The 22,754-nt window shown below is 67.1% G+C and carries 17 protein-coding genes; 8 read left to right on the forward strand and 9 right to left on the reverse strand.

Annotation, left to right across the window (positions count from 1 at the left end; genetic code table 11):
- Positions 1-2: 2 nt before the first annotated feature.
- From cobN to IHV25_RS03740, 3 genes are all read left to right on the forward strand, one after another.
- On the forward strand, positions 3-3,800 hold the full coding sequence (cobN, locus tag IHV25_RS03730; protein ID WP_197974943.1) for a cobaltochelatase subunit CobN: 3,798 nt from the start codon (positions 3-5) through the stop codon (positions 3,798-3,800).
- Positions 3,801-4,489: 689 nt separating this feature from the next.
- Entirely contained in the window at positions 4,490-6,625 is a 2,136-nt protein-coding gene (locus IHV25_RS03735; protein WP_192533770.1) for a sodium-translocating pyrophosphatase, read from the forward strand.
- A 251-nt stretch (positions 6,626-6,876) separates the two neighbouring features.
- Positions 6,877-7,305, forward strand: a complete 429-nt coding sequence (locus IHV25_RS03740; RefSeq protein ID WP_192533771.1) for a PaaI family thioesterase — start codon at positions 6,877-6,879, stop codon at positions 7,303-7,305.
- Between the two features lie 326 nt (positions 7,306-7,631).
- Here the strand turns inward: IHV25_RS03740 and IHV25_RS03745 are convergent, their stop codons facing one another.
- From IHV25_RS03745 to IHV25_RS03755, 3 genes are read right to left on the reverse strand one after another with little or no spacing between them, the layout of a single operon-like run.
- Entirely contained in the window at positions 7,632-8,297 is a 666-nt protein-coding gene (locus IHV25_RS03745; protein ID WP_192533772.1) for an anaerobic ribonucleoside-triphosphate reductase activating protein, read from the reverse strand.
- Between the two features lie 22 nt (positions 8,298-8,319).
- Positions 8,320-8,508 carry an anaerobic ribonucleoside-triphosphate reductase gene (nrdD, locus tag IHV25_RS03750; protein ID WP_192533773.1) on the reverse strand — a complete coding sequence of 63 codons (189 nt, stop codon included), beginning with the start codon at positions 8,506-8,508 and terminating at the stop codon, positions 8,320-8,322.
- A 52-nt stretch (positions 8,509-8,560) separates the two neighbouring features.
- A complete protein-coding gene (locus IHV25_RS03755) occupies positions 8,561-10,585 on the reverse strand; it encodes a ribonucleoside triphosphate reductase (RefSeq protein WP_192533774.1) in 2,025 nt (674 codons plus the stop codon).
- Positions 10,586-11,179: 594 nt separating this feature from the next.
- On the opposite strand from IHV25_RS03755, the gene IHV25_RS03760 reads away from it, so the two are divergent.
- The gene (locus tag IHV25_RS03760; RefSeq protein ID WP_192533775.1) at positions 11,180-12,091 is read left to right on the forward strand and encodes an ExeA family protein; all 912 of its coding nucleotides are present in this window, start codon (positions 11,180-11,182) and stop codon (positions 12,089-12,091) included.
- 140 nt (positions 12,092-12,231) lie between these two features.
- Here IHV25_RS03760 and IHV25_RS03765 read toward each other — a convergent pair whose 3' ends face one another.
- Positions 12,232-12,489 (reverse strand): DUF1178 family protein, encoded by a 258-nt coding sequence (locus IHV25_RS03765; protein WP_192533776.1) that lies wholly within the window; start codon positions 12,487-12,489, stop codon positions 12,232-12,234.
- Positions 12,490-13,291: 802 nt separating this feature from the next.
- Here IHV25_RS03765 and rpsA point away from each other — a divergent pair.
- From rpsA to IHV25_RS10395, 3 genes are all read left to right on the forward strand, one after another.
- Positions 13,292-15,022 carry a 30S ribosomal protein S1 gene (rpsA, locus tag IHV25_RS03770; RefSeq protein ID WP_192533777.1) on the forward strand — a complete coding sequence of 577 codons (1,731 nt, stop codon included), beginning with the start codon at positions 13,292-13,294 and terminating at the stop codon, positions 15,020-15,022.
- Positions 15,023-15,298: 276 nt separating this feature from the next.
- Positions 15,299-15,577: an integration host factor subunit beta gene (gene ihfB / locus IHV25_RS03775; protein WP_192533778.1), complete on the forward strand. Its 279-nt coding sequence runs from the start codon at positions 15,299-15,301 to the stop codon at positions 15,575-15,577.
- Positions 15,578-15,688: 111 nt separating this feature from the next.
- Positions 15,689-16,024, forward strand: a complete 336-nt coding sequence (locus IHV25_RS10395; RefSeq protein ID WP_192533779.1) for a lipopolysaccharide assembly protein LapA domain-containing protein — start codon at positions 15,689-15,691, stop codon at positions 16,022-16,024.
- A 347-nt stretch (positions 16,025-16,371) separates the two neighbouring features.
- On the opposite strand, the gene IHV25_RS10640 is transcribed toward IHV25_RS10395, so the two are convergent.
- From IHV25_RS10640 to IHV25_RS03795, 3 genes are read right to left on the reverse strand one after another with little or no spacing between them, the layout of a single operon-like run.
- Positions 16,372-17,817 carry an ATP-binding protein gene (locus IHV25_RS10640; protein ID WP_192533780.1) on the reverse strand — a complete coding sequence of 482 codons (1,446 nt, stop codon included), beginning with the start codon at positions 17,815-17,817 and terminating at the stop codon, positions 16,372-16,374.
- Positions 17,814-18,482 (reverse strand): response regulator, encoded by a 669-nt coding sequence (locus tag IHV25_RS03790; protein ID WP_192533781.1) that lies wholly within the window; start codon positions 18,480-18,482, stop codon positions 17,814-17,816. Before IHV25_RS03790 ends, IHV25_RS10640 begins: the two co-directional genes overlap by 4 nt.
- 4 nt (positions 18,483-18,486) lie before the next feature.
- Complete coding sequence (locus IHV25_RS03795) at positions 18,487-18,933, reverse strand: PepSY domain-containing protein (protein WP_192533782.1); 447 nt, start codon at positions 18,931-18,933, stop codon at positions 18,487-18,489.
- 145 nt (positions 18,934-19,078) lie between these two features.
- Here IHV25_RS03795 and IHV25_RS03800 point away from each other — a divergent pair, with 145 nt between their 5' ends.
- Positions 19,079-19,486 carry a hypothetical protein gene (locus tag IHV25_RS03800; protein ID WP_192533783.1) on the forward strand — a complete coding sequence of 136 codons (408 nt, stop codon included), beginning with the start codon at positions 19,079-19,081 and terminating at the stop codon, positions 19,484-19,486.
- A 294-nt stretch (positions 19,487-19,780) separates the two neighbouring features.
- Here the strand turns inward: IHV25_RS03800 and IHV25_RS03805 are convergent, their stop codons facing one another.
- A complete protein-coding gene (locus IHV25_RS03805) occupies positions 19,781-20,476 on the reverse strand; it encodes an N-acetylmuramoyl-L-alanine amidase (RefSeq protein ID WP_192533784.1) in 696 nt (231 codons plus the stop codon).
- A gap of 413 nt (positions 20,477-20,889) precedes the next feature.
- Positions 20,890-22,728 carry a phosphoenolpyruvate carboxykinase (GTP) gene (locus IHV25_RS03810; protein ID WP_192533785.1) on the reverse strand — a complete coding sequence of 613 codons (1,839 nt, stop codon included), beginning with the start codon at positions 22,726-22,728 and terminating at the stop codon, positions 20,890-20,892.
- Positions 22,729-22,754: the final 26 nt, after the last annotated feature.

Raw genomic sequence — 22,754 nt, forward strand, 5'->3', positions numbered from 1 at the left:
ACATGCACCTTCTCGCCACCTCTGCCCTTTCCCTCGACGACATGAACGAGGCCGTGGACCTGAACCAGGATCCCGCGGACGTTCTCGTGGCCTCGTTTGCGGAAAACGACCTGCTGGCGGTGGCCGAGGGCTGGAGGTGGCTTCAGGACAGCGCCCGGGCGGGCGGCACCCCCGCTCCCCGTGGCGCGCGCGGTTCCCGTGGCGCGTGCGGTCCGTTTGGCGTGTCTGCCGGAGCCTGTGAGGGGGCGCGCCCGGATGCGGGTGCCCGCCTGACCCCGGCCAGCGTTCCGGGGGTGGGGCCGCGGACGGGTGTTCCGGGGGGAGCGGAGACTTCGGCACCGGCCTCGCCCGGCTCTGGCGGCGTCCCGGCCCGGGCGGGTGGCGTGCCCGCTCCCGACGCCGGATCAATGGGGCGGGAGGGGCCTGCCCCGGAGGAGGCGGTGCCCTCCCTGTGCCTCACCTGTCTGCGGGATCTGAGACATCCCCTGTCCGTGGACCTCTGGGTCGAGCGGGTGGGGCGCCGGGCCCGGGTGATCGTGATCCGGCTTCTGGGGGGCGTGGGGGCCTGGGCCTACGGGTGCGAGCGCCTGGCCCATGTGGCCCGGGAGACCGGGGCGGCCCTTGTCATCCTTCCCGGGGAGTGCGAGGCTCCGGCGGACCGGATGGAGGCTCTCTCCACCGTGGATCCGGCTGTGCGGGCCCGTCTTCTGGCCCGGTTCCGCGAGGGAGGGCCGCTCAATCACGGGGCCCTGGCCCGGGAGCTGGCGGTTCTTGCGGGGGGGAGCGGCGACATTCCGGCGCTGGAGGCCTTGCCGAGGGCGGGTCTCTACTGTCCCGGGCGGGGCACGGCGGGCCTGTCGGTGGCGGACTTCGCCCTGGCCGGCGCCCCGGATGCTCCCAGGGCAGCGCTTCTTTTGTACCGCTCCATGGTGCTGACCGATGACGTGGCTCCGGTGGATGCCCTGTTCGGCGCCCTGAGGCAGCAGGGGATTGCCTGCGTGCCCGTCTACGTTACCGGGCTCAAGGATCCGGAATCCCTGGCCCTTGTGGAGCCGCTTCTGAGGGATCTGGCCCCGGATGTGATCATCTCCACCACGGCGTTTGCCTGCTCCCGGGATGGGGCCGGGCAGACCCTGTTCGACCGGCTGGATGTTCCCGTGTTCCAGACCATCGTGGCCACCACGCCTGCGCAGGCCTGGCAGGAGAGTCCCCGGGGCCTGACCCCCGCGGATCTGGCGATGCATGTGGTCCTGCCCGAGCTGGATGGTCGCCTGCTTGCGGGGGCCCTGTCCTTCAAGGCGGTCCAGGATCCGGCCCGGGAGTTCGGCGTCCCGGCGCTGATGAACGTGCCGGTAAACGTGCCCGTGAACGTGCCGGTGCCGGACCGGGTCGAAAGCGTGGCCCGCCGGGTTGCGGCCTTCCTTCGCCTGAGGCGCACCGCGCGCGCGGACCGGCGCCTTCTGCTTCTGATGCCCCACTATCCGGCGGTGTCCGGCCGGACGGGCTATGCGGTCGGGCTGGACGTTCCGGGGAGCCTGCTTGTGCTTCTGTCGGACCTGGAGGAGGCCGGATACACCACCGCGCCCCGGCCGCCCTCCGCCCGGGACTTTCTGCGGGAGCTGGAGCACTCGGACGTGCGGCTGCCTCTGGCCGACTACGAGACCTGGTTCCGGGCTCTGCCGACCGGCATGCAAGACGCGGTCAACAGCGCCTGGGGGCCGCCCGGCGAGGACGACGACGTGGTGGAGGGCGCGTTCTCGTTTCGCGCTCTCGGCTTCGGGTCCGTGACGGTGGCCCTGCCTCCGGACCGGGGGCGCGAGGACTCCCGGCGGGCCGACTACCACGACCCGGACCTGGTGCCCCGCCATGCCCTTCTGGCCTTCGGGATGTGGATGCAGACCAATCTGGACGTGCATGCCCTTGTGCATATGGGCGCACACGGCGTGCTGGAGTGGCTGCCGGGCAAGACGGTGGCCCTCTCCGCGCACTGCTGGCCCGAGGTGCTGGTGGGTCCGGTTCCGGTGATCTATCCGTTCATTGTCTCCAATCCCGGCGAGGCGGGGGTGGCCAAGCGCCGGCTTGGGGCTCTGACCATCGGGCACCTGCCTCCGCCCCTGATGGATGCGGGCCTGACCCCGGACCAGCAGCGGCTGGAGCGTCTGGTGGACGAGTACGCCCAGGCCGAGGGGCTGGACAGCCGGCGCCGGGACCGTCTTGCGGACCTGATTGTGGAGAGCGCCCGCACCACCGGCCTTCTGGCCCAGGTGGGGGTGGATGAGAACGCCGCCCCCGGCGAGGCCCTGGCCCGGATTGATGCCTGGCTGTGCGACCTCAAGGATTTCGCCATCAAGGACGGCCAGCATGTCTTTGGCCGCACGCCGCAAGGCGAGACCGATCCCCTGCGCGTTCTCAGCGCCGAGCGGGAAAAGGCGGCTCTTCTGGATGCCCTGGACGGGCAGCGGATCGGGCCGGGGCCGTCGGGCTCTCCGGCGCGGGGGCGGCGCGATGTGCTGCCCACCGGGCGCAACCTGTTTGCCTCCGACCCCCGGACCATGCCCACCCCGACCGCGTTCGACCTGGGCCACCGGGCGGCGGGCGAGGTGGTGCGCCGCTACATGCAGGACAACGGCGAGCCCCCCCGGCGCCTGGTGATGGACCTGTGGGGCAGCGCCTCCCTGCGCACGGGCGGCGAGGAGATCGCCCAGGGGCTGGCGCTGATGGGCTGCCGGCCCCGCTGGAGCCCGGACACGGGCCGGGTCGAGGGGATCGAGGTTCTGCCCCCGGCCGTGCTCCCCTGGCCCCGGGTGGATGTGACGTTTCGCATCTCGGGGCTGTTTCGGGACATGTTTCCGGCCCTTCTGGTGCTTCTGAACGCGGCGGTGCGCGCGGTGGCGGCGCGCGAGGACGCGCCCGGCGAGAACCCTCTGGCCGACGAGGCCCGGGCCTCGGGGGCGGTGCCGCTTCGGGTGTTCGGGGCCCGGCCCGGGGTCTACGGCGCCGGGATCGAGGACCGTCTGGCCTCGGGGGCGTGGGAGGAGCGGGCGGACCTGGGGCACCTGTACCTGGAGACCGGCAGCTACGCCTATGACCACGCGGACAGCGTCGGGGTCTTCCGGCCCGAGGCGTTTCGCGAGCGGGTCCGAAGCGCGGATGCCCTGGTCCACACGCTGGATGATCCGGCCCGCGACCTGCTGGAGGGCTCGGCGGATGTGGGGTTTGTGGGCGGGTTCTCCGCGGCGGTGCGGGCGCTGGACGGCCTGGCCGAGGTGATCGTTCTCGACACCACGAGGCCCGGGCGCCTGCGGGCCCGCGCCCTGGGGGAGAGCCTGTCCCGGGTGGTCCATGCCCGGGCGGTGAACCCCCGCTTTATCGAGGGCCAGATGGCGTTCGGTCCCCGGGGGGCCCAGGAGTTTGCGGAAACCGTGGATCGTCTTGTGGGCTTCGCCGAGACCACCGACGCCGTGGCGCCCTCCCTTCTGGACGCGGTGTTTCAGGCGTATGTTCTGGACACGCGGGTCTGTAACTTCATTCTGGAACAGGATCCTTCTGCGGCACTGGCCATTGCCGGGCGGTTCCTGTCCGCCCGCCGCCGGGGTGTGTGGCCCGTCCGGCGCAATGCGGTGGACGCGGAGCTCGAGGCGCTGGCCGACACAGCCCGAAGGGCGATGGGTGATAACGCCCGGAGGGCGATGGATGACGCGGCCCGAAGGGTGATGGGTGATACCGCCCGGGCGTCGTTGGAGCCGGACTGCTGCGGCAGACAGGGATGCGGCTGCCGGGTGACACCGCCCGGAGGGTGACGGGCAATCTGGTCCCCCGGGAGAAGCGGGCGGCAGTGCCCGCAGGGCGATGGATCACACAGCGCGGAGGGCACGGGGTGCGACGGCCCCGCGGGCAGGGGGGCGGGGGGCGCGGCGAACAGGCATGCCCCAGCCGGGGGCGCCCCGGTTTCAGGGGCCCGGTGCCGGTCCCGTCCTGCCGCTGAAAACCTCCATTTTTCAATTCATTCGCGAGCATGGTTGCCAGCGGGGATCAGCAGTGGCGGCTGCTGTGCCCACGCCTGAGGGGTGCCGTCTGGCCGGATGTGTTCGCAAAAGGGTGGCGGTCCCCGGTCCCGCGGGAGCCGACTCCTTGGCCCGGAAACCGGTCATCGCTGACGCAGGGTGCGGGTTGGAAAACGCAAAAGGTAAGGCAGGAACTGGAATCGTTCCTGGAGTTCGCGTCGTCCAAGACATAGGTCAGCCGTCTTAGCCCCTTGTGACCATTCGCTTTTTTATCACGGTTCCGGATTTTGGGCCAAATGTGGCAAGAAACATGACAAATTGTGTCATGGATTTGTTGCGGCCCTGCGCCAAGTCTGGCAACCTTGCCAGGCCTCTCGGGCGGACTCGTATGATGTTTCCCGGCCTGTTTACCGGCGAGACACACCGGGCAGGAGGGCCTCGCGAAAGCCGCCGTTGGATATAAAACAGTGCAAGGAATGTCGTTCATGGCTGACATCTACCTTTTCATCCTGGCCTGTGGCGTAGCGGCCCTGCTCTTCGGAGCCTGGAACGTCCGCGCCATTCTGGCGGCTGCTCCAGGCTCTGCGAAAATGCAGCAGATCGCAGGCGCCATCCAGGAGGGGGCTCAGGCCTACCTCAACAGACAATACAGAACCATTGCCATTGTCGGTGCGGTGGTTTTTTTCATTCTTTGGATTCTTCTCGGCTTTGCCGTTGCCTGCGGTTTTCTGATCGGCGCCCTGTGTTCGGGCGCGGCGGGCTATATCGGCATGTACATTTCGGTCCGCGCCAACGTCCGCGTGACGGAAGGCGCCCGCCAGGGTCTTGCCCGCGGCCTTGACCTGGCGTTCAAGTCCGGGACCGTCACCGGCATGCTGGTGGTGGGTCTCGCGCTTCTGTCGGTCATCAGCTACTACCTGATCCTCCTTGGGTTCGGTGCCAGTGGCCGTGGCCTGGTCGACCCGCTGGTGGCTCTGGGCTTCGGTGCCTCCCTGATCTCGATCTTTGCCCGTCTTGGCGGCGGTATCTTCACCAAGGGTGCGGACGTGGGCGCCGACCTGGTCGGCAAGGTCGAGGCCGGTATTCCCGAGGACGACCCCCGCAACCCGGCTGTGATCGCCGACAACGTGGGCGACAACGTGGGTGACTGCGCGGGCATGGCCGCCGACCTGTTCGAGACCTATGCGGTGACCGTGGTCGCCACGATGGTTCTGGCCTCCCTGTTCTTCGGGGGCACCTCGAAAGAGACGGTCATGATGGCCTACCCGATGGCCATCGGCGCGGTCTGTATCCTGGCCTCCATTGCCGGTACGTTCTTCGTGCGCCTGTCGGACGCGAAGGGCTGGATGTCCAAGCTCAGCTCGAACCCGATCATGACCGCGCTCTATCGCGGCTTCATCGCGTCGTCTGCCCTGTCGATCATCGGCATCTTCTTCGTGACCATGTGGCTTCCGGGCTTCCTGGGCACCACCGCGACGGACGGCGTGACCTACTACGGCTTCGCCCTGTTCCTGTGCGCCGTGGTCGGTCTGGTGGTGACGGGCCTGCTGATCTGGGTGACCGAGTACTACACCGGCACCGATTTCCGCCCGGTCCGTTCCATCGCGGCGGCGTCCACCACGGGCCACGCGACGAACATCATCCAGGGTCTGGCCATCTCCCTTGAGGCGACCGCCCTGCCGGCCCTGATCATCTCGGCCGCGATCATCGTGACCTACCTGATGGCGGGTCTCTTCGGTATCGCCATCGCCGTGACGGCCATGCTGGCGCTTGCGGGCATGGTTGTGGCGCTGGACGCCTACGGCCCCGTGACCGACAACGCCGGCGGCATCGCCGAGATGTCCGGCCTGGAGGCCAGCGTCCGCAAGACCACCGACGCCCTGGACGCGGTCGGCAACACCACCAAGGCTGTGACCAAGGGCTATGCCATCGGCTCGGCCGGTCTGGGCGCGCTGGTGCTGTTCACCGCCTACACCATGGACCTGCGGTTCTTCATCTCGAACTCGGACGTCTACACCTCGTTCAAGGGGCTGGAGCTCGACTTCTCGCTCTCGAACCCGTACGTGGTGGTGGGCCTGTTCCTGGGCGGGCTGCTGCCGTTCCTGTTCGGTGCGCTGGGCATGACCGCGGTCGGTCGCGCGGCGGCCTCCGTCGTCGAGGAAGTGCGTCGCCAGTTCCGGACCATCCCGGGCATCATGAAAGGCGAGGCCAAGCCCGAGTACGGCCACTGCGTTGACATGCTGACCCGTGCGGCAATCCGGGAGATGGTTGTTCCCTCGCTGCTGCCGGTTCTGGCTCCGATTGTCCTGTTCATCTTCATTGCCATCATTGCCGGCAAGGCTGCGGCCCTGACGGCGGTGGGCGGCATGCTGATGGGCGTGATCGTCACCGGTCTGTTCGTGGCCCTGTCCATGACGGCGGGCGGCGGTGCCTGGGACAACGCGAAGAAGTACATCGAGGACGGCAACTACGGCGGCAAGGGCTCGGAAGCCCACAAGGCGGCCGTCACGGGCGACACGGTTGGCGATCCGTACAAGGACACCGCCGGTCCGGCTGTGAACCCGATGATCAAGATCACCAACATCGTTGCCCTTCTGCTGCTGGCCATCATGGCGCACTAGGCACAGGTACAACGGGACCGGATCACACCGGTTGGAGGCTCCGGCGGGGACACCTGCCGGAGCTTTTTTCTTGCCAGGAACCTTTGAAAGGAAACAAGATAGGCGCCCATGATCCGACTTTGCGTCCCTTTTCAGCCCCTCCGGCAGGCGTGGCCTCCGGCACTGTCCCGATGGTTCGCGGGAGGGGGCACGATCCCGGGCAGACCAGGCGGGGTCATGCACAGCCACTTCCATGAAACGGGGATGCCTCCATGCCGAAGTCCTATCTGAAAGCCGTTCTGAAACCGGGTCAGTGCGCGAACCTTCTTCTCAAGACCCTTGGCGGGCGGGTGGAGTTCGCCCGCGACGGCCTTGCGGAGATCCGGATCCCCGCGTCGCCCGACCTGTGTCAGGGGGGCGGCCTGATCGGGGGCGGCGTTCTGGCCACCGCCGCCGACGAGGCCATGGCCCACGCGGTTCTGAGCTGCCTGGAGCCGGACGTCTATACGGTGACCCTGGATATGAACATCCGCTATCTGCGGGCCGTGCGGTCCTCGTCCGGGGGCGAGATTCTGGCCCGGGCCTCCCTGGTCAAGAAGGGGCGCTCGGTCATGGTGGCGGGGGCGGACGTGCTCGATGACGGGGAGCGCCTTGTGGCCATCGCCAGCGCAACCTTTCTTGTGACGCCCAAGACAAGCTGAGGGGTGGGGCTCAGGTGCCGCGCCGCTCCGGCGGGTCCGTTGGGCGGGCCGGTCCCTCCTTTGCGGGCTCCGCCCGTCCTTTTCACTCATATGGGACTGTCTGGAGGGACCCCGGTCGCCGCCTGTTCGGGCGTGTTGGTCGGGTGGTCTTGTGCGGTCACTGCCCCGGAACGGTTGGTGTCCCTGAATGGGTTGTCCTGGCCGATCCCTGACCTGGTACGCACCCTCGACCCGGCAGGCACCGGGTGACCTGGTACGGTCCGCAATCCTGCGCGGGAGGGGGATCCGGCACCGAAGGCCGAGACCCGGGACCGGGAGGGGAGAGCCTACAGCAGGCTCCCGGTCACGCATCCCTCCTTGCGGAATTTCTGGATGACGGGCTCGGAGGCCCCAAGGGCCGCCAGGTCCGCCCTCAGGCGGTCCAGGGCCTCGTCGGGCAGAAGCCTGGGGTGGACGGTGGTGCGGATCTGGTGGGGCACGCCGCTCTCCAGCAGCGCTTCCAGGCTCTCGCGCGCCCGCAGGCCGCTGCCCTCGCGTCCGGTCAGGGCGTCGTAGTCCTCGAACGGGGCCTTCATGTCAAAGCCGACCCAGTCCAGAAGCGGCAGGACCGCCCGCAGGCGCTCGGGCCACGCGCCCCCGGTATGAAGGGCAGGGCGGAAGCCGCGGGCCCGGACGTGCGCGATCGCGGCCGCAAGGGGGCCGTTCGGGCCGCCCTGGACCAGGGGCTCGCCGCCCGAGAACACCACCCCGTCCAGCAGGCCCTCCCGCGTTTTCAGGAAGGCCTCCAGCCAGGGCCAGGTGACGCTTCCGTCCGCCCGGGTGTCCAGAAGGTGGGGGTTGTGGCAGTAGGGGCAGCGCCAGGGGCAGCCCTGCAGGAACACCGTCGCCACCAGCTCTCCCGGCCAGTCAACGGTGGACAGAGTCGCAACACCGCCGATGCGCAAGGCACCGGCGGCGTGTGTGGGCGTGTCGGGTCCGGAGGGTCCGGTCATGGTCCGTATGCCTCGGCCGACCTCAGGTCAGGTCGACCTTGCATTCCTTGAAGTAGACCCTTTCCGAGAACTCCCCCTTCTTGCCCGTGTTGAACGAGGAGTAGGGGCGGTGGTACCCCATGACCCGCGTCCAGACCTCGCAGGGCTGGCGCTCGTCGTCGGCAAGGGCAAGGGGTTCCTGGAGAAGGTCAACAGTGCTCATGTGGTTCATGGTCTGGGAACTCCGGCTGTGGGTTAAGGGACGTCTCTGGGCACGGGGGCAGTCAGGCGCTGAGCTTGCGGCGCTTCTCGGCCAGTCGCTCCTCGTCGCATGTGGGACAGAACTTGTGCTCTCCGGCGATGTAGCCGTGCACGGGGCAGATCGAGAACGTGGGCGTGACGGTGATGTAGGGCAGGCGGAAGCGCTCCAGCGCGCGGCGCACCAGCTTCTTGCACGCGTCCACCGACGAGACCCGCTCCCCCAGATAGAGGTGCAGCACCGTGCCGCCCGTGTACTTGCGCTGGAGCTCCTCCTGGCGGGCCAGGGCCTCGAACGGATCGTCGGTGAAGCCCGCGGGCAGCTGGCTGGAGTTGGTGTAGTAGGGCTGGGCGTCGGAGCCGGCCTGGAGGATCCCCGGGAACCGCTTGCGGTCCTCGCGGGCGAAGCGGTAGGTGGTGCCCTCGGCCGGGGTGGCCTCGAGATTGTAGAGGTGTCCGGTCTCCTCCTGGAAGCGCACGATGGTCTCGCGCACCCGGTCCAGGAACTTCACGGCGAAGGCGTAGCCCTCCTCGGTGGTGATGTCCTCCCGGTCGGCGGTGAAGTTGCGGATCATCTCGTTGACCCCGTTCACGCCGATGGTGGAGAAGTGGTTGCGCAGGGTGCCCAGGTAGCGCTTAGTGTACGGGAACAGGCCGCTGTCGATGTGGCGCTGGATGACCTTGCGCTTGATCTCGAGGGAGGTGCGGGCGATCTCCAGCAGGTGCTCGAGGCGGGCAAAGAGACCCTCCTCGTCGCCCCGGTGCAAGAAGCCCAGGCGCGCGCAGTTCAGGGTCACCACGCCCAGGGAGCCCGTCTGCTCCGCCGAGCCGAACAGCCCGTTGCCGCGCTTCAGAAGCTCGGTCAGGTCCAGCTGCAGGCGGCAGCACATGGAGCGCACCATGTTCGGCTTGAGCTCGGAGTTCACGAAGTTCTGGAAGTAGGGCAGGCCGTAGCGGGCGGTCATCTCGAAGAGAAGATCCGCGTTCTCGCTCTCCCAGGGGAAATCGGGGGTGATGTTGTAGGTGGGGATCGGGAACGTGAACACGCGGCCCCGGGCGTCACCCTTGGTCATCACCTCGATGTAGGCCCGGTTGATCATGTCCATCTCGGCCTGGAGATCACCATAGGTGAAGTCCATCTCTTGGCCCGCGATGATGGGAACATCGTCCTTCAGATCCTCGGGGCAGGTCCAGTCGAAGGTCAGGTTGGTGAAGGGCGTCTGGGTGCCCCAGCGCGACGGCACGTTCAGGTTATAGATGAGCTCCTGGATGTACTGGCGCACCTCGGCGTAGGAGAGATTCTCATAGCGGATGAACGGGGCCAGGTACGTGTCGAAGGACGAGAACGCCTGAGCGCCCGCCCACTCGTTCTGGAGCGTGCCCAAGTAGTTCACAATCTGCCCGACGGCGGAGGACAGGTGGCGCGGGGGGCTGGCCTCGACCTTGCCCGGAACGCCGTTGAAGCCCTCGGTCAGCAAGGTGCGCAGGGACCAGCCGGCGCAGTAGCCCGCCAGCATGTCCAGGTCATGGATATGGATGTCCGCCTCGCGGTGCGCCTTGCCCACCTCGTGGGGGTAGACGTGGGACAGCCAGTAGTTGGCGATCACCTTGCCCGAGACGTTCAGGATCAGGCCCCCCAGCGAGTAGCCCTGGTTGGCGTTCGCGTTGACGCGCCAGTCCTCCTGGCGGAGGTACTCGTTGATGGAGGACTCGACGTCCACCACCGTGGTGTGGTCCTTTCTCAGGCGCTGGTGACTCTCGCGGTACACGGCGTAGGCGCGGAACGTTTTGGCGTAGCCGCTGGCGCTGATGACCTCCTCCACCACGTCCTGGATCTGCTCCACGTCCGGGGGCAGGTCGGGGAAGAGAAGCCCGAGGCGGGAAAACACGCGCTCGGCCAGGTCCGCCGCCTCGGCGGGGCCGAACTCGCCGGTGGCCTTGCCCGCCCGCTCGATGGCCGAGCAGATCTTGTCGCCCAGGAAGGGAACGAGGTGTCCATCGCGCTTGAGAACGTGCCGGACGGTACAGGGTTCGGAAGCAGGGCGCGACATGGAGACCTCTCGGGAGATTTGGGCGGTTCGGGGAGGGTTTGTCTATATAGTGTGTGTTTTTTGCTTTTATACACTACATGATGTGATGGAGTATCGCAGGGCGCCTGGGCTTAGTCAAGGCCAAAAGGTCGGAGCGCCAATTGGCTTTCCGGAAGATGTCACCGATTTCATGTGCTTGCGACGCAACCCCTTCTTATTTAAAGGTGAACCCGGTTCCAGTCTCCCGCCAGGGTGTTTCAATCTCCGGGCCTCGCCCCGCTCCGGGGCGGGGACTCGGAGAGACCGGACGCGCCGGATCGGGACTCACCCGTCCTCCGTGCCCGGGGACGGGGCCCTGTCTCCGCCCGCCGGGGCCGTTTCCCCGGGTTTTCGCCCTCATGGGATGTAATATCCTCGCGCGACTTCTTGCGCGGCAGTGGAAACACCTCCATTTTCCCCCGAAGCGGGCAAAACGGCTTGGGGCGGCTGGAGCCTTCGTGTTAAAATCTTGTTCCTGAACGTTATTATCCCGGGAGATCCCCGTTTTCGGGAACCAAACCGCGGATCCGCCGAGCCCCCGGGGCCCAGGCACGCATCCGCATACTGGAAAAGGTCATGTACGAGGACTTTTACGGCCTGACGCGAAAACCGTTCTCGCTTCTTCCGGACTCAAGTTTCATCTATCCGGCCCGCTCGCACATCAAGGCCATGCATGTTCTTGAGTACGGGATGCTCTCGGCTGCGGGCTTTGTTGTCCTGTCCGGGGAGGTGGGGTCGGGAAAGACCATGATCATCCGCCGCTACCTTCTGTCCAGGAAGGACGACGTGGCGGTGGGCCTGATCACCAATGCGTCCCAGACATTCGGCAACCTGATGACCTGGATTGCCATGGCCTACGGCTTTGATCACCGGGACGGGGACTATGTCTCCCTCTACGACCGGTTTGTCGACTTTCTGCTGGAAAACTATGCGGAGGGCAAGCGCACGGTCCTGATCATTGACGAGGCCCAGAACCTGACGGAACGGATGCTCGAGGATCTGCGGATGCTCTCGAACATCAACAACGAGATGGATCAGGTTCTCCAGATCGTCCTGGTGGGCCAGCCCGAGCTTCTGGCGATGCTGAGAAAACCCGAGCTGCGGCAGTTCAGCCAGCGCATCACCGTGCACTGTCACCTGACGCCCCTGGATCTGGTGGACACCACCGGCTACATCCGCCACCGGGTCTCCATCGCGGGCGGGGCGCCCGAGCTGTTTGACGATCTGGCCTGTGCCACCATCCACTACTTCTCGGGTGGCCTGCCGCGGCTGATCAACCTTCTGTGTGATGTGTCCCTTCTGTACGGGTTCTCGCAGGAGCAGAAGGTCATCACCTTCAATACGGTGGTCGAGGCGGTGGAGGACCGGGAGGCCGGCGGGCTGAGCCCCTTCACCCCGATCCCCGACGGCTGGGACCGCGAGCGCCTGTGCCTGTCCATGATCGAGAGCCTGGACGCGGCTCCCCTGCCGGAAGTGGCCATCGCCTGATACGGCCCGTTACGGGCCGGGGTTGCCTGAGACGGGCCGCAACGGGCCAGGGTGGCCTGACACAGCCCGCGAGCGCGCAAGCCCGGGAGCCCGGACACGGGGCCCCTGTGGGCCGGTCCGGGCTGGGCGGTCGATGCGGGTCAGCCGAAGTCCGGGGATACGGCAGGGCACGCGCCCGCGCAGCACGACGGCCCGGCGCAGGAGGGCAGCATCTCGGACGAGGACACCGCCTTGGGGCCGCCGATGGACGGCGCCATCAGGGACTTGCGCACCGCGTGGGATCCGCAGGTCGGGCAGGCCACCTGTCCGCCCGCCAGTTCGGCGTCGGCGGCGCTGATGCTGTCGAACCAGTGCTGGAAAACGTGCTCGTGCTCACATTCAAGGGCATAGCGGATCATGACGTGTCCTCTCTCCTGGGGGTGTCCGGCCTGAATGGCGGGTCCGGTGCTCCGGATTTGGGTGCCTGTCCGGGAGTCCGGACGTGGGTTGCCTGTCCGGGAGTCCGGACGTGGGTTGCCTGTCCGGGAGTCCGGACGTGGGTTGCCTGTCCGGGAGTCCGGACGTGGGTTGCCTGTCCGGGAGTCCGGATGGGATTCTTTACGACAGGCGGAGCACGGCGGCAAGAGAGTGTACATCCGGGCGTCCGTCCCAGGGAGGCAGGGCCCGGGGCCGGTGCCCGTCTCACTCCCGTCCGGGGCCGGTCGTTCCGGCCCGCGTCGGTTCACAGCACACCAGACCCCGCGCTGCTGTGGGCCCCGTTTACGGCCCGTGTCTGAAAGGGCCCGTGTCTGAAAGAGCCCTCCGCGCTGCTGTCCGCCCGTGCCCGTCTAGTGCCCGCCGCGCCGGCTCCCGCCGCTGTGCGCCGGCCCCGCCCGGGCCCGTTCAGGGGGCGGCAGACCCGGCCCCGGCCGGTGTGCCCTCGCATTCAGCCGTTGAGTTTTTCAAAAATCCGTGATAAGGACTCCGCCGGTTTCAGCCTGAGGGTACGTTGGCTGTTGCAGTGCTTTCTGCGCTTGCCGCGCCGCTTGAGCGGTTTCCGGCAAGGCCGTGCCCTGTTGCTCGTACACCATCCGACCTCGTCCCCCGTCTCCGGGCCCGCGTCCGGGGAGGAGGGGCGTGTTTTCGTCCAAACCTGAAAGACCACCGGAACCAACCGGTTGGCCCGAAATGAAACACACTCTGAAAGGATACACACGTCCCATGGCCAGCGCGATCAGCACCCAGGACATGCACATGAACGAAGATTTCGAATCCCTCCTCAACGAACAGCTTGGCGAGTCCGGCGGTCTTGACGGCGGGGTTCTCAACGGCACCGTTATCGGCCGCTCCGGCGATTTCTTTATCGTCGACGTCGGGCTGAAGTCGGAAGGCCGTATTCCGGTCAAGGAATTCCAGCGCCCCGGCGAGGAGCTCCAGCTGCACATCGGCGACCGCGTCGATGTGTTCGTTGAGCGCTACGAGGACAAGGACGGCCTGATCGTTCTGTCCCGTGAGAAGGCCCGCCGCGAGGAGGCCTGGAACGAGCTGGAGAAGTCCTTCAACGAGGGCCAGCGCGTCAAGGGTGTCATTCACAACCGCGTCAAGGGTGGCTTCACGGTCGATCTTTCCGGCGCCATCGCGTTCCTCCCGGGTTCGCAGGTGGACATCCGTCCGGTTCGGGACATCTCCCCGCTCATGGGCCAGCCGCAGATCTTCCAGATCCTCAAGATGGACCGCACCCGCGGCAACATCGTCGTGTCCCGCCGTGCCGTTCTCGAGGAGACCCGTGCGGAGGAGCGCTCCAAGCTCATGGAGACCCTCAAGGAGGGCCAGATCCTGGACGGCGTGGTCAAGAACATCACCGATTACGGTGCGTTCGTGGACCTGGGCGGCGTCGACGGCCTGCTGCACGTGACCGACATTTCCTGGAAGCGCATCAACCACCCGTCCGAGGCCCTGACCATCGGTCAGACCGTGAAGGTGCAGGTCATCCGCTTCAACCCGGAAACCCAGCGCATCAGCCTTGGCATGAAGCAGCTTGAGGCCGATCCCTGGGGCGGTGTTGTCGCCAAGTACCCGCCCAACACCCGCTTTGTGGGTCGCGTCACGAACATCACTGACTACGGTGCGTTCGTGGAGCTGGAGCCGGGCGTCGAGGGTCTCGTGCACGTCTCCGAGATGTCCTGGACGAAGAAGAACGTCCACCCGGGCAAGATTGTCTCCACCTCCCAGGAGGTCGAGGTCATGGTGCTCGACGTGGATCAGGAAAAGCGCCGCATCTCGCTCGGCCTCAAGCAGACCATGTCGAACCCCTGGGCGTCGTTCCTTGAGGCTCACCCGGTCGGCTCCGAGATCGAGGGCGAGATCAAGAACATCACCGAGTTCGGCCTGTTCATCGGCCTGACCGGCGACATCGACGGCATGATCCACCTCTCCGACCTGGACTGGAACCGTCCGGGCGACGAGGCTGTCAAGGACTACAAGAAGGGCGACATCGTTCGCGCCAAGGTCCTGGACGTCGACGTGGAGAAGGAGCGGATTTCCCTGGGCGCCAAGCAGCTCTCGGAGAACCCGCACCAGGAAAGCCAGATGGAGCTGCGCAAGAACCAGACCGTCACCGGTGTGGTCACCCAGGTCCAGGACAACGGTGTCGAGGTCGAGGTTGCCGGCCTGACCGGCTTCATCCGCAAGGCGGACCTCGCCCGCGAGCGGGCCGACCAGCGCCCCGAGCGCTTCAACGTCGGCGACCGGATCGATGCGAAGATCACGAACATCGACAAGTCCAACCGCCGCCTGACCCTGTCCATCAAGGCGCGCGAGATGGAAGAAGAGAAGCAGGCCATGGCCGAGTACGGCTCCACGGATTCCGGCGCCTCGCTGGGTGACATCCTGGGCGCGGCCCTGAAGAAGGCTGGCAAGTCCGCCTCCGCCGCCGACGGCGACAACGCCTGAGGAAGGCATTCGGACTCGGAACCGAATCCGGAGGATTTCTCCGGATTTGGGCCCGTTTTCCGCCTGTGACGCTCGAAAAGCCGGGAGGATTTCTCCCGGCTTTTCATTTTCTGGCCTTCCGGACGGGTTTTAGGTAGAAAATTTCTGAAACCGGGTCTATTTTGGCCCCAAAATGGCCATTTCCCGGAACGGGTTTCTTGACGGACCCCAGAGATTCTGTCACCTTTCAAGAGAGTTTTGCCGAACTCTAGGCTGAACAGGCGACGGGCTCCAAATATGACAAAATCCGAATTGATTGCTCGACTGGCAGCGCGTAACCCTCATTTGTACCAGCGCGACGTGGAGCGGATTGTCTCGACGATCTTTGACGAGATCTCGGACGCGCTTGCGCGCGGCGACCGTGTGGAGCTGCGTGGGTTCGGGGCTTTCTCTGTAAAGACCCGGGATGCCCGTGTGGGACGGAACCCGCGTACAGGGGAGTCGGTGCATGTGGCATCGAAGGTTGTCCCCTATTTCAAGACCGGAAAGCAGCTCCGCGAGCTTCTTAACGAGTGACCCGAAGCCGGATTTTCCGGCTTTTGATCTTTTCGGCGTGCTTCTCCCTTGGCGCGCACGATTTTTGGCGCTAAAACGGTTCGTCTCGGCTGCCAACGCTGGAGGGATACAGTGAGAAAAGCGCTTTTCTGGATTGTCGGAGTCCCCCTGGCTCTGATGTGCGCCATCTTTGCCGCAAACAATCTGGATCGAATTACCGTCAGCTTCTTCCCGTTTCAGGCGGAAGCATCCATGCCGGTGTATGTTCTGTTTCTGGGATCCATGGGGATCGGGCTGCTGTGCGGCGCTCTCCTGATGTGGCTCTCGGTTCTGACGCTGCGCATGCGCGTCTATACCCGCGACATGGAAATCCGGACGCTCAAGCGCACCCTGGACCGGTCCAGTGTCGAGCAGCAGATGCTGCTGGAAAAGGCGGCGGACCAGACCCGGGCCCTGCCGTCCTCCTGATCCGGCCCCCGGCCGACCTGATCCGTGGCCCCGCCGTCGTGAGGGGCCACGTTTGTTTGTGCGCGCCCGCGCCGGATGGCTGACCTGTCTTCCGGGCGCCTGCGGGTGGGGCACCTCTGTTGTTGGGGCCTGTCGTGGACGGGCCTTCAGTCCGCCCGGCTCCTGTGCCGAAGCGGCGCGGAATCCCGGTCCCGTCGTTTCGGGGCCTTTTTTTATGGCGCGGTGATTGTGGGGCACTGTGTCCCGGGGGCGTTGGGCCGGTGCCGCGGGAACGGGCGGGTGCCGGTTCCCGGTATCCGGTTCCCGGGCCTCGCTTTTCGGACTTCGGTTGGCGCTGCCGGTGTGGGTCAGGCGGGGCGGGCCGGGGGCGGGACCATGGCGGGAAACCGCAACTCGGCCCGCAGTCCCCCCAGCAGGAAGGACCGGTCCAGGGTCAGGGTGCCTCCGTACAGGGAGGCGAGATCCTGCACAATATCCAGACCCAGACCATGCCCCGCGACCGTGTCATCCAGACGGGCCCCGCGCTGGCGGGCGCTTTCCGCCTCGTCTCCGGCGAGCCCGGGGCCGTCGTCCTCCACCGTCAGGACCAGGCCGTCCGGGCGCGTGGCGCGGGCGCTCAGCCGGACCTGTCCCGCAGCCCACTTGCAGGCGTTGTCCAGAAGGTTCCCCAGCATTTCCATCAGGTCGTCCTCGTCGCCGATGAAGACGGCGTCGTTTCCGCAGTCCAGCGTGATCTGGGGGCCCTCGCGGTAGAGGGCGTTCATGGTGGTTGCAAGGCGCCGGCTGGCCCGGCCCGCGTCCACACGGACGCCCCGGATGGTGGCGGATCCCGTGACCGAGCGCGCCCGGGCCAGGTGCCGCTCCACCAGCCGCTTCATGATCGAGACCTCCCGCAGGATGATCTCCCGCTGGGCCGGGTCCAGGGTCTCCGCCTGGGTGGCCAGGATTGACAGGGGCGTCTTCAGGCCGTGGGCCAGATTGCCCACGTGGGTCCGGGCCTTGGAGATCAGGTCGGCGTCGTGGTCCAGAACCGCGTTGAAGGCGTTGGAGAGGGGCGCCAGCTCTCGTGGCTGGGCACCGCCCAGACGCTTCTCCGGGGTCTCCCGCATGAGCTCCAGCTGGTTTTGCAGGGTGTAGAGCGGGCGCAGGGTGATGGACACCAGAAAATGCACCGTCAGAAGCAGGACCAGGAACAGCAGCAGCAGGGCGCCCCCAAGGACCGTCAGCAAGGTGGAGCGCTCGCGGATCAGTTCCGAGCGGTCGGCCGCCACGGTCACGTGCAGCGCGCCCTTCAGACCGGGGAGATAGACGTCCCGCTCGGCAATCTGGAGCTCCCGCCCGTAGGGGTCTTGCATGCGCCGGATATGGAGAGTGCCTTTGGGCGTGTGGGACGGACGGGCGTCCAGCAGGTCGTCCCAGTCCCACAGGGAGCGGGAGCGCAGCACCGTGTCCCCGTGCCGGATTTGCCAGTACCAGCCTGAGTAGGGCCGGGAGAACAGGGGGTTGGGCGGCTCGTACTCCACCGCGATGTCGCCCCCGTCCCCGATATCGACAGCAGCGACCAGGGAGTCCACCTCGAAGCCCAGCTGGCGCTGGACCGTGCGCTCCAGGGACTGGCTGACACTGAGCGCCAGGACACCGAACACCACAAGAAGCGACCCGGACAGCCAGATGGTGGCTCCGATCAGGAGCCGCATGCGCATGGAGTGGGGCGCTTTCGGCACGTTGGGCGCTGCGGTGGGCAGTGCGGTGGGCGGCACGTCCGGCGGCACGTTGGGCGGAGCGGTGCTCACGCGTCGGGGCTTTCGCTCAGCCGGTAGCCGACGCCGCGGACCGTGTGGATGAGGGGCGCGCCGATCTTCTTGCGCAGCCGCCCCACCAGAACATCGATCACGTTGGAATCCAGGTCGAAGTCCCGGTCGTAGACGTGCTCGGTGATCTCGGTGCGCGACAGGGTACGGCCCCGGTGGGTGACCATGTACTCGAGGATGCGCAGTTCCTGTGCGGTCAGGTCCAGGGGGGCGCTGTTCACGTACGCCCGGGTCGAGACCGTGTCAAAGCGCAGGGGGCCCACGTCGATGAGGGTGGCGCCGTGTCCGGCGGTGCGCCGGATCAGGGCGCGCAGGCGGTAGATGACCTCCTCCATCTCGAAGGGCTTGGCCAGGAAGTCGTCGGCGCCGGCCTCGAAGCCGGCGACCTTCTCGCTCCAGCCGCCCCGCGCCGTGAGGATCAGAACCGGAAAGTTCCGGCCCTCGGCGCGCCAGGCCCGCAGGACGCTGATGCCGTCCAGCCTGGGCAGGCCCAGGTCCAGGACAACGGCGTCATACTCCTCGGTCGAGCCGAGAAAGGCGGCCTCCTCCCCGTCGGGCGCGGTTTCCACGACAAAACCCCGGCTTTCCAGCGCGGCCCGCAGGGAGTTGCACAAGGTGGGTTCGTCTTCGACGACCAGAATGCGCACGTTTTCAGTCTCCGGCGTCGAGGCGCCGCAGGAGGGCGCCCGATTTCGCATCATAGATGAACTTGCTTACGGTCCCGTCGGACCGCAGGATCTCAACACTATAGACCAGCACACCGTGTTCGTCATCGAGTGTGGCCTCGAGAAAACGACCGCGGGTAGTGCGCTCGATGTCGGTCAGGATCCAGGACAGGGGGACGGCCTCGCCGCTGCGCACCGCCCGGCGGGCGCGGTCATGGTCCGAGTGGCGCAGGAGCCGGCGGGCTCCGTAGCCCGAGCCGCGTCCGCGGCACTCGCCCGCGTCGTCAGCGCAGCGCCCGCCTTTCCACGCGCCGTGGCCCCGGGGGCCGCCATAGGGGGGAGAGCCCTCCGGCTGGGCCGAGGCCGGGGCCGGGAGCGTGAGAGCGATAACGCCGGCGAGCCCGGCAACGAGGATGATGCGTGAAAATACCATGACGAAAGCGTAGGTCCGGGTTCATGAACGCTTGATGAAAAACAGCCTCAGACTTCGTTCATGAGCCGCATGCTTTTATGGGTTCGTTGAGAGGCCAAAAACGCATTTCCCTTTGGCCACCGGGTTTCTGGATATGGAGGACATCATGTTTCGTAAAGCACTTCTTCGCAGCGTTCTGGCAACGACAATCGCATTCTCCGGGGCTGTGGCCTGGGCCGGGTCGGCGGACGCCCAGCAGGGGCCCGGAGCTCCGGCCGCGGCCGGGCAGGCTCAGGCGGGTGGCCCGGCTGCCCAGGGCAATCAGCCGGCTTACCCCTGCTATGACGCCTCCAACCCGTGTCCGGGCTATGGCTACGGCCGCGCCGGCCATCACCGCTGGAAGCAGATGGGCCGCGCCGGGCGCAAGGGGCCCTGTGCGAACCCGGGACCGTGCTACCAGGGCCAGGGAGTGGCTCCGGGCCAGCAGGGTCAGGGAATGGGTCCGGGCCAGGGAATGGGGCCGGGCCGTGGAATGGGCCCGGGTGCGGGTCAGGGCCGCGGTCCGAACTGGTAAGCCTGCCGACGCGCTGACGCGTCCGCACTGACTTCGGGGGACGGCGCTGGCCTCTCCCGAACGGGCCCGGGTGGGGTGCCCCGGATTTGAGCCCGGAAAGGGGCCGTGTTCTGCAGGAGGCTGCGGGGCCGGCCCCTTTTTCTGTGCAGCCACCGGATGGGCGCGATTGGTCACAGGGGCTCCGCCGGGGTGCCGGATGGCGGCGGGACAGGCCCCCGGGGGCTCACGGCCCTCGGGGAGTCCCCGTGGTGCGTGGGGGAGTGCCCGTGGCCCTCGGAGAGCCCTCTGGCGTGCTCAGGCAGCCGGTGAGGGGGCGGCTCCGCTCTGCGTGAGGGTCTTCAGGACCGCGCGCATCAGGCCCAGGGTCAGGTCGTCGGCGCATCCGTCGATGCGGGCGGGGCGGTAGCGTCTTTGGAAGGCACGGACCGCGGCGGTCAGGTCGGACGTGTCGTAGCCGATGGCGGCCAGCAGGGTCGCCGGATCGGTGTCCGGCCCCTCCAGCGGCGCGGACGGGAACAGCCCCACACCTTCCCGGGCCAGACGGGGCCAGTCAAACAGCTCGCCCGGGTCTTCCTTGCGCACGGGGGCGATATCCGAGTGGGCCACGATGCCCTGCGGACCGATGGGGTGGCGCGAGAGGATCGCGCGGCACAGGCGGATCACGGCCCGCATCTGGGGCTCGGGGAAGGGGCGGTAGCCGTACTCGTGCCCGGGGTTCACGATCTCGATGCCAATGGAGCGGGCGTTGAGGCCCGTGTGTCCGCGCCAGAACGACACGCCCGCGTGCCAGGCCCGGCGGTGTTCGGGGACCAGGGCCGTCAGGGCGCCGTTTTCCGCCACCATCCAGTGGGCGCTGACCTGGGCCTGGGGGTCCATCATGCGCAGGAATGCGGCCCGCCCGCTGGTCATCCCGGTGTAGTGGAGCACAAGAGTGTCCACCGGCACACCGTCCGGCCGGGCATCCTGGTTGGGGCTGTCGAAAACCTGCATGGCGTTGTCTCGTGGGGGTGGGTGTGGCGGTTTGGGGAGGAAACCGGGAGCCCTGTCCGGAAGCGGTTGCGGACCGGGTGGTGTACGGGGGAGCGCCGGGCCCGCGGGGTGTGTCGGGACCGCTGCCGGGTTCGGATCCTGCCGGGCCCTTGGGGGGCGTGCGGCGGCTGTCGGGTGCGGCGCCTTCCGGGCGGACACCTGCCGGGAGTGGCTCCATCAGATGCGTGGCGACCCGGGGATGGGACCGCTGTCGAAAGTGGCGCTTGCCGGGGTGGACCGGGCCTGGGGTCCGGTTCCGTCTCCGGTTCCGTCTCCGGTTCCGTCTCCGGTTCCGTTATCGGTCTCGGGGGCCGGAGACAAAAACACCCCGGCGGCCGGAACCGCCGGGGTGCGTTCATGCGGGTGTGCCGGGATCAGTCCTCGGACGGAAGCGTCCACGGACCCGACAGGGCGCCGAGACGCTTGGCCAGGGCGGCCTGCTGGTCCAGGAGCTCACCGGGCATCTTCTCACCGAAGCGGGCGAAGTACGTGGACTGGTCCTCGACCTCGGACAGGGCCACGTCCTTCTCGATGCTCATGAGCTTGGTGTAGACGGCGGGGTCGAAGTCCAGGCCGTCCCAGCGCAGGTCCTGGCGGCGCGGCATGGCGCCGATGGGGCTGTCTGCAGCGCCCGCGGTGCCCTCACAGCGTCCCAGCATCCACTCCAGCGGACGCAGGTTGTCGCCAAAGCCCGGCCAGATGAAGCGGCCGTTCTCGTCCCTGCGGAACCAGTTGACCCGGAAGATCTTGGGCAGCTTCTCCACGGGAACCGACTTGCCCATCTTCAGCCAGTGGCTCCAGTAGTCGGCCATGTTGTAGCCGCAGAAGGGCAGCATGGCCATGGGATCGCGGCGCAGGCCCTTCTGGTTGTCCGCGGCTGCGGTGGCCTCGGAGCCCATGGTGGCTGCCAGGTACACGCCGTGGGACCAGTCGTTGCTCTGGTAGACCAGCGGGAAGTTGTGGGACACGCGGCCGCCGAAGATGAAGGCGGAAATGGGCACGCCCTCCGGGTTCTCCCACTCGGGGTCGATCTCGGGGTTGTTGGCCGCCGGGGAGGTGAAGCGGGCGTTGGGGTGCGCCGCCGGGCGTCCGCAGCCCGGGGTCCAGTCCTGGCCGGTCCAGTCGATCAGGTGCGCCGGGGGCTCCTTGGACATGCCCTCCCACCACACGTCGCCGTCATCGGTCAGGGCCACGTTGGTGAAGATGGTGTCGCGCTCGCAGGTCTTCATGGCGACCGGGTTGGTGAACTCGGAGGTGCCGGGAGCCACGCCGAAGTAGCCCGCCTCCGGGTTGATGGCGCGCAAGGTGCCGTCCGGGCCCGGCTTGATCCAGGCGATGTCGTCACCGATGGTGCTGGCCTTCCAGCCCTCGTACCCGGCCGGGGGAATGATCATGGCGAAGTTGGTCTTGCCACAGGCCGAGGGGAACGCGGCGGCGACGTATTTCTTTTCCGTGCTGCCCGGAGCCTGGATGCCCAGGATCATCATGTGCTCGGCCATCCAGCCCTCGTCGCGGGCCATGACCGAGGCAATACGCAGGGCGAAGCACTTCTTGCCCAGCAGCGCGTTGCCGCCGTAACCCGAGCCGAACGACCAGATCTCGCGGGTTTCCGGGAAGTGGACAATGTAGCGGTTGTCCGGGTTGCAGGGCCAGGCCACGTCCTTCTGGCCCTCGGCCAGCGGCATGCCGACCGAGTGCAGGCACGGCACGAACTCGCCCGTGTCGCCCAGGACGTCCAGCACCTTCTTGCCCATGCGGGTCATGATGCGCATGTTGACGACCACGTAGGGGCTGTCCGTGAGCTCGACACCGATGTGGGCGATGGGGGATCCGAGCGGACCCATGGAAAACGGAATGACGTAAAGGGTGCGGCCCTTCATGCAGCCCCGGAACAGGCCCTTGAGCGTGGCCCGCATCTCGCTGGGGTCTTTCCAGTTGTTGGTGGGGCCGGCGTCCTCCTGCCGTTCCGAGCAGATGAACGTGCGGTCCTCGACGCGGGCCACGTCGCGGACGTCGGAGCGGGACAGGTAGCTGTTCGGGCGCTTCTTCTCGTTCAGCCGGGTGAACGTTCCCGACTCAACCATCTCCTGACAAAGGCGATCGTATTCTTCCTGCGAGCCGTCACACCAGTAGACCTGGTCGGGTTCGCACAGCTTTGTGATCTCCTCGACCCAGGCGACAAGATTCTGGTTGCGTGTAGGGCAGGTGCTCATAAGTAGTCTCCAGTTTGCGTGGAACG

Origin of the sequence: Phaeovibrio sulfidiphilus, from assembly GCF_014861485.1 — a bacterium.
In the GTDB taxonomy this organism is placed as follows: domain Bacteria; phylum Pseudomonadota; class Alphaproteobacteria; order Rhodospirillales; family Rhodospirillaceae; genus Phaeovibrio; species Phaeovibrio sulfidiphilus.